The organism is Herbaspirillum sp. SJZ099, assembly GCF_007828355.1.
In the GTDB taxonomy this organism is placed as follows: Bacteria; Pseudomonadota; Gammaproteobacteria; order Burkholderiales; family Burkholderiaceae_D; genus Herbaspirillum.
Genome location: NZ_VIUO01000003.1, coordinates 136,436 through 149,828 on the forward strand (window position 1 = coordinate 136,436; position 13,393 = coordinate 149,828).

Genomic DNA, 13,393 nt, shown 5'->3' on the forward strand with positions numbered 1-13,393 from the left:
TCTTCAACTCACGGGGAAATCCTTGACGTCCGGGGGGACGGCAAGGGCAAGACGACATCGGCCATCATCCCCGCCCCCTCTAATAATCAAGACCAAGAAAGGGCTCACCGATGAAACTGTCTCAAATGAAAGTCTCCAATCGCCTGAACGTGGGATTCGGCGTCGTGCTGGGGTTGCTGGCGCTGGTCATCGCCATTGGCGTGAACCTCATGGGCGAAATCAATACCCGTCTCAACTCCATCAGCAACGTCAACAATGTCGAAGCGCGACTGGCAGTGGCCTTGCGCACCTCGCTGTATGAGCAGTCGATGGCCACGCGCGACCTCCTGCTGGCGCCAGATGCTGCGGCGCGCAAAATCTTCACCGAACGCATCAGGAAGGAAATCGCCAATTACCAGGGCATCGAAAAGGAACTCGATACGATGTTCAGCACCCTGGCAGAGACGGCCGACATCGAAACAGCCGCCATGGCACAGGTCAAGGCACTTTCAGCGTCCGCCGCACCGTTGCTGCAAAAGCTGACCGAACTGGCGGACGTCGACGACATCGAGGGCGTGCGCCAGTTGCTGGCCAGTGGCCTGACTGCCAAGCAAACGGAACGCCGCGTGAAACTGGGTGAGCTGGTCGCACTGGAAGACCGCCTCAACAATGAAGCCAGCGCGGAGGCGACCTCGTTCTACCTGGTCGCCAAACACACCATACTGGTACTGGGCGTCATCGCGCTGGCCATCGGCATCGTCCTGGCGCTGGCCATCTCGCGCGGGCTGGTCGGCCAACTGGGAGGCGAGCCGGCGTATGCCGCCGACATCGCCAACCGCATCGCCGCCGGCGACCTCAGCAGCCAGATCACCGTCGACGGCAAGAAAACCAGCTTGCTGCATGCCATGAAATCGATGAACGGCAACCTGCAGGAGATCGTCAGCGAGGTGCGCACCGGCAGCGATGCCATCGCCGTCGCCACCACCCAGATCGCCACCGGGAACTTCGACCTCTCGTCGCGCACCGAGCAGCAGGCCGGCTCGCTGGAAGAAACTGCGGCGGCCATCGAAGAACTGACCTCCACCGTGCGGCAAAACGCCGATAACGCGGCGCAGGCCAGCCAGTTGGCCATCTCGGCTTCCGAGATCGCCGAGAATGCGGGCCAGTCGGTGCAACGCATGATCGCCACCATGAATGCGATCGATTCATCGTCCAAGCAGATCGTCAACATCATCAACGTGATCGACGGCATTTCCTTCCAGACCAATATCCTGGCGTTGAATGCCGCAGTGGAAGCTGCGCGCGCCGGCGAACAGGGACGCGGCTTCGCCGTGGTCGCCTCGGAGGTGCGCTCGCTGGCCCAGCGCAGCGCATCGGCGGCCAAGGAAATCAAGGCCCTGATCGAAGAATCGGTCAGCAACGTCGACAGCGGCTACCAGCTGGTGCAGCAGACCGGCAGCACCATGGATGGCGTGGTCGAGAGCATCCGCAAGGTATGCGACGTGGTCGCCGAGATTACCGAAGCCGGGCGCGAACAGGCCTCGGGCATCCAGCAAATCAACGACGCCATCGTGCAGATGGACCAGACCACGCAGCAAAATGCGGCGCTGGTGGAACAGGCCGCCGCCGCCGCGCAGACCCTGCAGGACCAGGCGCAGCGCCTGCAGCAGGCCGTCAGCATATTCATGCTCAAGCCGCAGGCTTAAATCCCGGGCCGCCGCCGCGCCTGGCAAGGCGGTATCCGTCATGGATTTCCATGCAGCAACCCGACAAGAACCGGGTTGCGCCATCCCGCCTGCCTACATAGACACCTAGACCGCGAACGCCAGTTCGCCCGCCTCTTCGCCCGGCATCACCGTGACTGCCACCTGCATGGTTTGCTGGCCGCCGCCGATCAGTACGCCGCGCAAAGGCGAGACATCGAGGAAATCGCGCCCCCATCCCAGCGTGATGTGGCTGGTGCCGGGAAACAGGCCGTTGGTGGGATCGGCGTCGATCCACACGCCGGCCTGGCCATCGCGTCCGGGGCAATACACCGAGACCCAGGCATGCGAGGCGTCGGCCCCCACCAGGCGCGGCTGGCCCGGCGGCGGCTGGGTCAGCAGGTAGCCGCTGACGTAGCGCGCGGCCAGTCCGACCGAGCGCAGGCAGGACAACATCAGGTGCGCAAAGTCCTGGCACACGCCGCGCCGGTTGGCGAACACATCGGTCACCGGCGTGGAAACGGTGGTGGCGGCCGGATCGAACGCGAATTCATCGAAGATGCGCAGCATCAGCGCGCGCACCCCGTCCAGCAACGACAACCCCGGCGTGAAGCATTGCTCGGCGTAATGGATGAACTCGCGCTTGATGCGCACATGGGAAGACTCGAACAGGAAATTGGACGCATCCAGCATCTCCGGCGGCAGAGGCCGCGCCCCCTGGTAGGACAGCAATGCGACCGCCTCCTCCCACGGCATGGAATGCGCCGGCAGCAGGCGCGGCCTCAACTCGACCCAGGACTCGGCGACCACGTCGAGGCTGCTATGGTCGGTGTCCAGCGAGAATGCCTTGATGACGTTGCCGAAATTGTCTTCATAGCTGCGCACCAGCGCCGGCGCCGGCTGGATATTGACCTGGTGCGACAGGCAACGCTGCCAGGCCAGCTCGCGCGGGGTGAGATGCAGCATCTGGTGCGACAGGCGCACCGGCAGCGAATACTGGTAAGTGGTCTGGTGGTGGATCTGGTAGATGACGCGTTCGTCGGCGGCCTGGCCGGCGGTGTCTTTTTCCGTCATTTCATACTCCCTGGCTGACCGGCGCCGTCAACGGCGTGAAGTAATGGCGCGACAAGTCGTCCGACAGCATATAGCCGCCGCTGACGGCGTCGCGCATCAATTGCGCCAGGCGCGCGTTGGCCTCTTCCATGGTAGGCGATCCGTGCGCGAAGTCGGACAGGCTCATCGCCTCCAGCTGGCCGGCCAGGTGCGCCGGAATGGTCATGCTCAGCAAGCCCAGTTGCTGCGCGATGTCGGCGAGGTATTGCTGCAGCATGCGGAACTGATAAGCCATGCCGTGCGGATTGCTGGCATCGAACACCAGCAAGTGCAACACCGGCAGCCACTCCGGCGTGCGCCGATAGCGCACGCGGTAGGTGACGATGCTGCTGGCCGACTCCAGCAGCCACGACAGCGCCGCGGTCTGGCGCGCCGTCGGCAGGCGCAGGAAGTTGTCGAACAGCGTGGCCATGTTGACCATGCGCTCGATATGGCGCCCCACCATCAGGAACTGCCAGCCGGCGTCGCGCGTCATGTCGTCCAGGGCATGGCCGGCCAAGCCGGAACAGGCGTCGATCACATTGCCCAGCACATGCTGGGCGCCGGTGGGCGTACTGATGCGCTCCTGCACCATAGCCGGCATCTTGGTCAGGGCATGCCAATTGTCCAGCGACAGGTGTTCGCGCACCTGGTAGGCCGCGTGCGCCAGCTGGCGCACCTGGGTCGCCACGCTGACCGGCGCCGATGAATCGATGACGGCGGCCTGCAGGCTTTGCTGCAGGCCGGTGATGGTCGGGCGAGGATCGGACTTGGGCATGAGCACGCCAAGCTGGCCGCAAATCCAGCTCACGCTGCCCAGGATGCCGCGGCTTTCGCTCTGGCCGTCCATCGTGTATTGCAAGGTGGTGCGCAGCAGGCGCGCCAGGTTCTTCACGCGCTCCGAATAGCGCCCCATCCAGAACAGGTTTTCGCCGGAGTGGGAAGACACATCGACGGTGCTGCGGATCAGCGTGCCGTTGACCGTATCGACGACATCATCGGGCAGTTGCTCGGCCGGACCGGGTTCGCTTTCACGCAGCACCCAGACATCCTTGGTGGTGCCGCCCTGCTGCATCGACACCACGTCGCGGCGCTGGCGCGACGCCACGCGGGTCAGGCCGCCCGGCATCACCTGGTAACCGCCGCGGCCGTCGGCCACGGCAAACACGCGCAGGCTGATGGTGCGCCCCATCAGGCCATAGTCGCCGCTGCGCGACATCACCGGCGCCTGCGACAGGCGCACCCATTCCTGAGCCGCATAGGCGTGCGGCTGCAGTTGCAGGCTTTCGATCAGGCGGCGCCGCGCCGCGCCGGTGACGGTATGGCCGAATACCGGCTGCATGCGCATGGAAGAAAAGGCCGGCACGATGACCAGGTCGTCGAGATGCTCCAGCGTGTAATCCAGCGCAGGCTTCTCGCCGCACCACCAGGACGCCACCGCCGGCAGCGCCAGCGGCTCGCCCAGCAGGCGCTCGCTGATGGCCGGCAGGAAACCGTGCAACGCGGTCGATTCCAGCACGCCGCTGCCCAGCGAATTGGCCACCAGTACATTGCCCAGGCGCGCGGCCTGCGTCAGGCCGGGAATTCCCAGCGCCGAATCGGCGCGCAATTCCAGCGGATCGCAATAATCGTCGTCCATGCGGCGCAGGATGGCATGCACGCGGCGCAGGCCGTTCAGGGTCTTCAGGAACACCTGGTCGCCGCGCACCGTCAGGTCGACGCCTTCAACCAGCGGGAAGCCCAGCGTATGCGCCAGGAACACATGCTCCGAATAGGTTTCGTTGTAGGGGCCGGGCGTGAGCAGCACGATCAGCGGCATCTCGCCATTGGCCGGCGCCAGTTGCGTGAGCATGGCGCGCAGCGTGTGGAAGTAGCCATGCGGCGATTGCACGTGCATGTCGCGCAGCGCCTCGGGCATGGCGCGCGCCATGATCTGGCGGTTCTGCAGGGCGTAGCCGGTGCCTGACGGCCCCTGGGTGCGGTCCGACACCACCCACCAGGTGCCATCGGCCGAGCGCGCCAGGTCGATCGCATAAGCATGCAAATGCACGCCGCCCGGCGGCCGGATGCCATGGCACGGCATCAGGTAGCCGTGCTGGCCGAACACCAGCGCCGGCGGCAGCAGGCCTTCGCTGAGCAGGGCCTGCTCGCCGTACAGGTCGGCCAGCACCGCGTTCATCAGGCGCGCGCGCTGGGCCACCGCCTTGGCCAGGAACTGCCACTCGTCGGCCGCCACGATGTGCGGCAGCAAGTCCAGCTCCCACGGGCGGTTGGCGCCCTTGGGATCGGCGTAGACGTTGTAGGTGACGCCATCGGAAGCGATGGCCTCGCGCACTTCGCTGGCGCGCCGGCGCAACATCTCCGGCGACAGGTTTTCCAGCTGGTCGATCAGCGTCCGCCAATGCGGCCGCAGGCGGCCGTCGGCTGACAGCATTTCGTCGTAACGATCGCTGTTGGCCGAATAGCTTTCCAGTAAACGCTGATGCATAAATGGGGCTGGGCGGGCGCGATGCGGGCGGGTCCGCCGCTGCCTGTTGGCGCCGGCGAACCGGCTTGCGTGGGCGGGAGGACCGGCGCGGCGCGAACGCCGCGCCCGGATGAGTTAGAAGTAACGTAAGTCTAACGTAAAAGGAAACTCGACAGACGGCCGCGCCGGCTGCACATCGAATTTCCCCGGCGTGTGGTTGAGGCGGAAGTAGCGCGCCAACCGGCGGCTTTCGGCCTCGAAGGCGTTGACCGGGAAAGTCTCGTAATTGCGCCCGCCCGGATGCACCACGTGGTACTGGCATCCGCCCAGGCTGCGGCCGTTCCAGGTATCGACCAGGTCGAAGGTCAGCGGCGAATCCACCGGGATGGTCGGGTGCAGCGCCGATGGCGGCTGCCAGGCGCGGTAGCGGATGCCAGCCACGAACTGGCCGACCGTGCCGGTAGGCTGCAGCGGCACGGATACGCCGTTGCAGGTGAGCACATAACGGTCGGAAGCCATGCCGGACACCTTCACCTGCAAGCGCTCCAGCGAGGAATCGACATAGCGCGCGGTGCCGCCGCCGCTGCTTTCCTCGCCCAGCACATGCCAGGGCTCCAGCGCCGTGCGCAATTCGATCTCCATGCCCTTGACCGCATAGTCGCCGATCTTGGGGCAGCGGAATTCCATGTGCGGCGCGAACCACTCGGCCTTCATGGCGTAGCCGGCCTCGTTCATGTCGTCGATCACGTCGCGGAAATCCTGCGCGATGAAATGCGGCAGCAGGAAGCGGTCGTGCAGTTCGGTGCCCCAGCGCACCAGCCTTGCCGGCTGGTACGGCTGCTGCCAGAAACGCGCCACCAGGCCGCGCAGCAACAACTGCTGGGTCAGGCTCATGCGCGCATGCGGCGGCATCTCGAAGGCGCGCAGCTCCAGCAGGCCCAGGCGGCCGGTGGCGCTGTCGGGCGAATACATCTTGTCGATGCAGAACTCGGCGCGGTGGGTGTTGCCGGTGACGTCGATCAGCAGGTTGCGCAGCAGCCGATCCACCAGCCACGGTGGGCATTCGCCCTTGGCGACCTGCTTGTCCATCTCGGCGAAAGCCAGCTCGATCTCCACCGTCGAATCGTTGCGCGCCTCGTCGATGCGCGGCGCTTGCGAGGTCGGGCCGATGAACATGCCCGAGAACAGGTAGGACAGCGACGGATGGTTGTGCCAGTACGAAATCAGGCTGCGCAGCAAATCCGGCCGGCGCAGGAAGGGCGAGTCGCCGGTGGTGATGCCGCCCAGCACCATGTGGTTGCCGCCGCCGGTGCCGGAGTGATGGCCGTCCAGCATGAACTTCTCGGTGGTCAGGCGCGACTCGCGCGCGGCCTCGTACAGGTGGGTGGTCTGTTCGACCAGTTCGCTCCAGTTGTTGGCCGGCTGGATGTTGACCTCGATCACGCCGGGGTCCGGCGTGACGCTGAACTTGCGCAAGCGCGGGTCGTTGGGCGGCTCGTAGCCTTCCAGCAGCACCGGCTGCTTGAGTTCCTCCGCCACCGCTTCGATAACGGCCACCAGTTCCAGGTAATGCTCCAGTTGCGCCAGCGGCGGCATGAACAGGTAGAGCACGCCATTGCGCACTTCAGCCGACAGCGCGGTGCGAGTGATCCCGTTGGCCGATTCGCCATGCGCCGGCGTTACGCTGGCGGCATTGCTGGCATTGTCCGCAGCCTCACCGATCTGCCCCCGCGCCGGCCTGGCCGCGGCGGCGCCGATGGGCTCCCCCACGCGCAACGGCGGCTGTTGCGGGCCGCCAGCCTGGCGCCGGATCTCGGCCGCGCCGGGCAGCCCCTTGAACGCCTGCGACGGATCGGCCGGATATACCGCCGGATATTCGCTGGCGCTCACCCAGGGCAGCGAATCGAGCGGCAGGCGATAACCCAGCGGCGAATCGCCCGGATACAGGTAGCAGCGCTCGCTGCGCAGGAACCAGCTGCCGCTCTGCCAGCCGCGGCCGTCGAAGCGGCGCGCCAGCGGCAGCACGTGGCCCGCCGCGCTTTGCAGGCCTTGCGTGAACACCCGCATCAGGCGTTCGCGCTCCTGCTTGTCGTCCACGCGCGAATCGAAGGGGTCGACGTTGCCGGGCAAGCGGCGCTCGCGCCACATGTAGTAGAACACGTCCTCGTAGGCGGGGAACACGTTCTTGCCATCCAGCTTCAGACGCTGCGCCACGCGGTGCAGGAAGTGGCTGGTGACGATCTTGTCGGCCACGTTCGGCTGGGTCTCGTCGCCGATGAGCGCGGGATTGAGCCAGATCGGTTCGCCGTCGCGCCGCCAGTAGCAGTTCAGCGCCCAGCGCGGCAACTGCTCGCCGGGGTACCACTTGCCCTGGCCGAAATGCGGCAGGCCTTGCGCCGCGTACTTGTCGCGCATGCGGTGGTAGAGCGCGGCCGCCAGCGGCTTCTTGGTCGGCCCCATGGCGGAGGTATTCCATTCCGGCTCGTCCGGATGGTCGAGCGAGACGAAGGTCGGCTCGCCGCCCATGGTCAGGCGCACATCGTTGGCGACCAGGTCGCGGTCGATGGCGTGGCCGAGCGCTTCGATCTCGGCCCACTGCTCCTCGCTGTAGGGCTTGGTCACGCGCGGCGCTTCCCAGATGCGCTTGACGCTCATCAGATGCTCAAACTCGACTTCGCAGGGGTCGACCAGGCCCGACACCGGCGCCGCCGAAGCCGGTTCGGGCGTGCACGACAGCGGGATGTGGCCTTCGCCGGCGAACAGCCCCGAGGTTGGGTCCAACCCGATCCAGCCGGCGCCCGGCAGGTAGACCTCGCACCAGGCATGCAGGTCGGTGAAGTCGGCCTCGGGGCCGGAGGGGCCGTCCAGCGATTTCTGGTCGGCCGTCAGCTGGATCAGGTAGCCGGAGACAAAGCGCGCCGCCAGCCCCAGATGCCGCATCAGTTGCACCAGCAGCCAGGACGAGTCGCGGCAGGAGCCCGACTTCAGTTCCAGCGTCTGCTCCGGGGTCTGTACGCCGGGTTCCATGCGGATGGTGTAATCGATGTGGTTGGCCAGCTTCTGGTTCAACGCGACCAGGAAATTGGCGCTGCCCATTTTCTCGCGTGAAATCCCATCGAGGAATTTCTTGAACAAAGGTGACAACGGCAGCTTCTGCCGGTACGGCATCAGTTCGTTCTGCAAGTCCTTGGCGTACTCGAAGGGGAATTGCTCGGCGTAGGGTTCGAGGAAGAAATCGAACGGGTTGATGACCGACATCTCGGCCACCAGGTCGACCTCGATCTTGAATTCGGTGGTTTTCTCCGGGAACACCAGGCGCGCCAGGTAATTGGCCTCGGGATCCTGCTGCCAGTTGATGAAGTGTGGCTCCGGCAGGATGCGCAGCGAATAGCTCAGGATGCGGGTACGGCTGTGCGGGGCGGGACGCAGGCGGACGACTTGCGGCCCGAGGTTGATTGGACGGTCATACCGGTACGAGGTGACATGGTTCAGCGCCACGTGAATTGACATGGAGATCCTTTACGGCGAGCAAATGATGAATACCTGACTGCGATCTGCATTTCCGTCATCCGCTCCATGCGCCTTTCCGGTTGCGCAAGGCGGGCGCAGCGACGGTGATGCATACCGGGTTATGCGTGAAACCTGTTCATTACCCCTCCCCTGGAACTGCGACTACGCCGCCGTACCTACCTGTGATGCATATTAATGAAATCCCGCAGGCGTGGATAGATTTCGTTTTCCCAGCGGCGGCCGTTGAAGACGCCGTAATGTCCCACGGCCGTCTGAACGTGGTGCAAGCGCATGTAAGGCCGGATGCTGCTGCACATTTCCTGTGCGGCCACCGTCTGGCCGACGGCGCAGATGTCGTCCTTCTCGCCCTCGATGGTCAACAGCGCGGTGCGGCGGATGGCGCGCGGATTGACGGCGCGCCCCTGGTATTGCAACGAGCCCAGCGGCAGCGCATGCTCCTGGAACACCAGTTGCACCGTCTCCAGGTAAAACTCGGCCGGCAAGTCCGACATGGCGAAGTATTCTTCATAGAAGGTCTTGATCTGCGAGGCCTTCTCGTCATCCCCGTCGGCTAGGTGGCGGTACAGGTTACGGAAAGCGTCGACGTGGCGGTTCAGGTTCATGTTCATGAACGCGGCCAGTTGCATGAAACCCGGATACACGCGCCGGCCGCCGCCCGCATGGCGGGCCGGCACGGTGCTGACCATGTTCTTTTCGAACCAGGCGATCGGCTTGCTCTTGGCCAGGGCATTGACGGCGGTGGGATTGACCCGCGTGTCGAGCGGGCCGGCCATCAGCGTCATAGTGCGCGGCTGCGCCGCATTGCCGTCGTCGGCCATCACGGCGGCCGCCGTCAGGGCCGCCACGGTAGGCTGGCAAACCGCCAGCAGATGGGCGCCCGGCCCCAGGATCTCGAGAAAGGAGATGATGTGGGAAACGTATTCATCCATGCCGAACTTACCATGCCCGAGCGGGATGTCGCGCGCATTGTGCCAATCGGTGATGTAGACATCGTGATGGAGCAACAGGGTGTTGACCGTGCCGCGCAGCAAGGTGGCGAAGTGGCCCGACATCGGCGCCACCACCAGCACCTTGGGCTGGGCATCCGGAATTTCCTTGCGAAAATGCAGCAGGCTGCAAAAAGGCGTTCCGGCGACGACCTCCTCGCGCACCGAAACTGTGCACCCATCATCGTCAACGGCGGCGATCCCGAAATCCGGGCGGACGTGGGTGAGCTGGGTACGCGCGAACACTTCGCAGGCCGACGCCAGCCTGCGCATGACAGGATGCGCCGGCAAGCCCGGCCATTGGTACCCGAACACGGGCGCCATCATCCTGGCGCAAGTCCGCAGGGGATCGGTGGCGTCTGCATATTGCTGGTAGAGCTGGTAGGTATTGATCATGAGGACGCCGCCCTTCTGTCTCTTATAGTGTTCGCTCGCAGTCTTCCTTGCGATGCAATATGCATGCCACTGATATCCACCGATGCCTTTCGCGGCGCGGCCCGCGGGCCGCCATCGCGGCATTTTTTGTCGACCGTGGGCCGCGACAAATCCGCAGGCTGGCACGCGCTTTGCAAGCACATGCTCCAGCTGCCGCCTTCCATCCCGGCCGGACAAACACGGGAACAAAAGCGGCAACGATGTCGTGCCTGCGCCAGCGTATCCGCGCCGGCAACGTCGTGCCCAAAGTCAACATTGCAAGAAAACAGATAAAGGACTGACATGCCTAAGACGACTTTGCGCATCACCAGCAAGAACTACTCTTCCTGGTCCTTACGCGGCTGGCTCCTGGTCAAGTTCGCCGGGTTGTCTTTCGAGGAAGACATCGTGCCGCCGGACGATCCGACCGCGCGCGCGGAGATCCTGCTGCTGTCTTCCTCCATCCTGGTGCCCAGCCTCAAGCATGGCAGCGTGCTGGTGTGGGACACCCTGGCCATTGCCGAATACCTCAACGAAATCCGTCCCGGGGCGCTGCTGCTGCCGGCCGACCAGGCCGCCCGCGCGCACTGCCGCGCGGTATGCGGCGAAATGCATTCGGGCTTCTCGGCGCTGCGCGCGGCATTGCCGATGAACCTCAAGGCGCACTTCCCCAACTTCAAGGTATGGTCGCGCGCCGAAGCCGACATCCACCGCATCACCACCATCTGGAAGGAATGCCTGGCCAAGTACGGCGGCCCCTTCCTGTTCGGCGAGCAGCGCACCATGGCCGACGCCATGTATGCGCCGGTAGTGACGCGCTTCGTCACCTACGACATCAAGCTCGATCCGGTGTGCGCGGCCTATGGCAAGCGCATCATGGCCATGCCGGAGATGCAGGAATGGATCACCGCCGCCAAGAAGGAGCCGGAAGACATTGATGAGCTGGATGTGGAGTTTTAGGACGCGTTCGCTGGAAAATCGAACGCGCCCGCGGGTGCGGCGGCCGCCGCAGCTATTTTTGTCGCAAGCCAAATGCGGGACGCCGCAGAAAGGATGGATGTGATGAACACGGTAGCTGAAAGCGTATTGGCAGGAAACACGTTCTCGCATGTATGCGAGGGCGATACGCCCTACGAATCGGGAGGGTTGCGCGACTTTTTCCTCTACCGCGACCTCGGCATCGCCGCCGCCACGGGCGGGCAAGTGGTCGCGCAACTGGTCAAGGCCAATATGGCGCCGGAAGAAGGCACGGGATGGCACCGGCACGAGGCGAATTTCCACATCGTCATCATGTTGAAGGGCTGGGCGCGTTTCATGTATGAAGACCAGGTGACGCTGGTGAAGGCCGGCGACTGCGTACACCAGCGCCCCGGCATCGTGCATTTCCTGTTCGATTATTCGCCCGACATGGAGTACCTGGAAATCGTCAGCCCGGCCGATTTCAAGACCATCGACATGCCGGCGCCATGCGCCGTGCCGCCGCCCACGCCGTGGAACTGAGCCGGGCGCGACGCGCACTTTCCGCCCGGCCTCCCGTTTCATCGGCGTACCGGTCTCGATGAAACGGGGCATGGTTTTGCGGGATTTTTCGAACGTGTGCAAGAAGGAAAAACGGATCGGGAGCAAAGATCGAAACCATGAAACTTTCCACTGTCCAAAAACATATGCCTCTGATAGGCTTATCCGGCACACGCTAGCAAGCGCGCGCCTTTGCAGAAGATCTCCACGTCTCGTTTGTCGTCACATTCAACTTAGAAAAGTTCCTGTCCACACCAGGAAAACGAATCAAATTTATGGCACATTTTTTCGATGAGATGTATTCGGGGAGCGTCGCAAGCGACAACCCGCAAGTGCGCCAGCACTACGCCGAATTCGCCCACTGGCTGGCGGCGCAGTCGGCTGAAACCATCGCCCGCAAACGTGCCGAGTCCGACCTGATCTTCCGCCGCGTCGGCATCACCTTCGCGGTCTACGGCAACGACGCCGGCACCGAGCGGCTGATCCCCTTCGACATCATCCCGCGCATCATCCACAAGGCCGAATGGGCCAAGCTGGAAGCCGGCCTCGTGCAGCGCGTCAAGACGCTCAACATGTTCATCCACGACATCTACCACGAGCAGAAGATCGTCAAGGCCGGCATCATCCCTCCCGAGCAGATCTTCCAGAATGCGCAGTACCGCCGCGAGATGCAGGACGTGAACGTGGTCAACGACATCTACGCGCACATCGCCGGCGTCGATATCGTGCGCGCCGGCGAGGGCGAGTTCTACGTGCTCGAAGACAACCTGCGCGTGCCTTCCGGCGTGTCGTACATGCTGGAGAACCGCAAGATGATGATGCGGCTGTTCCCCGACCTGTTCACGCGCCACAAGATCGCCCCGGTCGACCATTACCCCGACCTGCTGCTGGACAACCTGCGCTCGGTGGCGCCGGCCGGCGTGACCGATCCGGTGGTGGTGGTGATGACCCCGGGCATGTACAACTCGGCCTATTTCGAACATGCCTTCCTGGCCCAGCAGATGGGCGTGGAGCTGGTCGAGGGCCAGGACCTGTTCGTCAAGGACAACGTGGTCTACATGCGTACCACGCGCGGCCCCAGGCGGGTCGACGTGATCTACCGCCGCATCGACGACGACTTCCTCGACCCGCTGGCGTTCCGTCCCGATTCCGCGCTGGGCGTGCCGGGCCTGCTGCAGGCCTACCGCGCCGGCAAGGTGACGCTGACCAACGCCATCGGCACCGGCGTGGCCGACGACAAGTCGATCTATCCGTATGTGCCGGACATGGTGCGCTTCTATCTCTCGGAAGAACCCATCCTCAACAACGTGCCGACCTACCAGTGCCGCAAGAAGGAAGACCTCGACTACACGCTGGCCAACCTCGGGAAGCTGGTGGTCAAGGAAGTGCACGGCGCCGGCGGCTACGGCATGCTGGTCGGCCCGGCCTCGACCAAGCAGGAAATCGAGGACTTCCGCGCCCGCGTCATCGCCAAACCCGACGGCTACATCGCCCAGCCCACGCTGGCGCTGTCGGTCTGCCCGACCTATGTCGAGGCCGGCATCGCGCCGCGCCACCTCGACCTGCGCCCGTTCGTGCTGTCCGGCAAGAACGTGACGATGGTCAAGGGCGGCCTGACGCGCGTAGCGCTCAAGGAAGGCTCGCTGGTGGTGAACTCGTCGCAGGGCGGCGGCACCAAGGACACCTGGATTCTGGAGAAATAA

At 64.4% G+C, this 13,393-nt stretch carries 8 protein-coding genes; 4 read left to right on the forward strand and 4 right to left on the reverse strand.

The genetic code is table 11. From position 1 onward, the window contains the following. Window positions 1-110: 110 nt before the first annotated feature. A complete protein-coding gene (locus FB597_RS08495; protein ID WP_144769182.1) occupies window positions 111-1,685 on the forward strand; it encodes a methyl-accepting chemotaxis protein in 1,575 nt (524 codons plus the stop codon). 105 nt (window positions 1,686-1,790) lie between these two features. Here FB597_RS08495 and FB597_RS08500 read toward each other — a convergent pair whose 3' ends face one another. The 4 genes from FB597_RS08500 to FB597_RS08515 all read right to left on the reverse strand — a co-directional run bounded on the left by FB597_RS08500 (window position 1,791) and on the right by FB597_RS08515 (window position 10,154). After that, the gene (locus FB597_RS08500) at window positions 1,791-2,756 is read right to left on the reverse strand and encodes a transglutaminase family protein (protein WP_144769184.1); all 966 of its coding nucleotides are present in this window, start codon (window positions 2,754-2,756) and stop codon (window positions 1,791-1,793) included. A 1-nt stretch (window position 2,757) separates the two neighbouring features. Continuing rightward, the gene (locus tag FB597_RS08505) at window positions 2,758-5,262 is read right to left on the reverse strand and encodes a circularly permuted type 2 ATP-grasp protein (RefSeq protein ID WP_144769186.1); all 2,505 of its coding nucleotides are present in this window, start codon (window positions 5,260-5,262) and stop codon (window positions 2,758-2,760) included. Between the two features lie 114 nt (window positions 5,263-5,376). Then, window positions 5,377-8,751, reverse strand: coding sequence for a DUF2126 domain-containing protein (locus FB597_RS08510; RefSeq protein ID WP_144769188.1), 3,375 nt, complete (start codon window positions 8,749-8,751; stop codon window positions 5,377-5,379). Window positions 8,752-8,927: 176 nt separating this feature from the next. Beyond that, the gene (locus tag FB597_RS08515; protein ID WP_144769190.1) at window positions 8,928-10,154 is read right to left on the reverse strand and encodes a polyhydroxyalkanoate depolymerase; all 1,227 of its coding nucleotides are present in this window, start codon (window positions 10,152-10,154) and stop codon (window positions 8,928-8,930) included. 321 nt (window positions 10,155-10,475) lie between these two features. Here FB597_RS08515 and FB597_RS08520 point away from each other — a divergent pair, with 321 nt between their 5' ends. The 3 genes from FB597_RS08520 (at window position 10,476) to FB597_RS08530 (ending at window position 13,393) form a co-directional block, all read left to right on the forward strand. Further along, window positions 10,476-11,132: a glutathione S-transferase family protein gene (locus tag FB597_RS08520; RefSeq protein ID WP_144769192.1), complete on the forward strand. Its 657-nt coding sequence runs from the start codon at window positions 10,476-10,478 to the stop codon at window positions 11,130-11,132. Between the two features lie 102 nt (window positions 11,133-11,234). Next, a complete protein-coding gene (locus FB597_RS08525) occupies window positions 11,235-11,672 on the forward strand; it encodes a cupin domain-containing protein (RefSeq protein ID WP_141914422.1) in 438 nt (145 codons plus the stop codon). A 293-nt stretch (window positions 11,673-11,965) separates the two neighbouring features. Beyond that, complete coding sequence (locus FB597_RS08530; RefSeq protein WP_141914423.1) at window positions 11,966-13,393, forward strand: circularly permuted type 2 ATP-grasp protein; 1,428 nt, start codon at window positions 11,966-11,968, stop codon at window positions 13,391-13,393.

Excerpts from the sequence above, each read along its gene's own strand:
- FB597_RS08495 (WP_144769182.1), top strand. The coding sequence starts at position 111 with ATGAAACTGTCTCAAATGAAAGTCTCCAATCGCCTGAACGTGGGATTC.
- FB597_RS08500 (WP_144769184.1), bottom strand. The coding sequence starts at position 2,756 with ATGACGGAAAAAGACACCGCCGGCCAGGCCGCCGACGAACGCGTCATC.
- FB597_RS08505 (WP_144769186.1), bottom strand. The coding sequence starts at position 5,262 with ATGCATCAGCGTTTACTGGAAAGCTATTCGGCCAACAGCGATCGTTAC.
- FB597_RS08510 (WP_144769188.1), bottom strand. The coding sequence starts at position 8,751 with ATGTCAATTCACGTGGCGCTGAACCATGTCACCTCGTACCGGTATGAC.
- FB597_RS08515 (WP_144769190.1), bottom strand. The coding sequence starts at position 10,154 with ATGATCAATACCTACCAGCTCTACCAGCAATATGCAGACGCCACCGAT.
- FB597_RS08520 (WP_144769192.1), top strand. The coding sequence starts at position 10,476 with ATGCCTAAGACGACTTTGCGCATCACCAGCAAGAACTACTCTTCCTGG.
- FB597_RS08525 (WP_141914422.1), top strand. The coding sequence starts at position 11,235 with ATGAACACGGTAGCTGAAAGCGTATTGGCAGGAAACACGTTCTCGCAT.
- FB597_RS08530 (WP_141914423.1), top strand. The coding sequence starts at position 11,966 with ATGGCACATTTTTTCGATGAGATGTATTCGGGGAGCGTCGCAAGCGAC.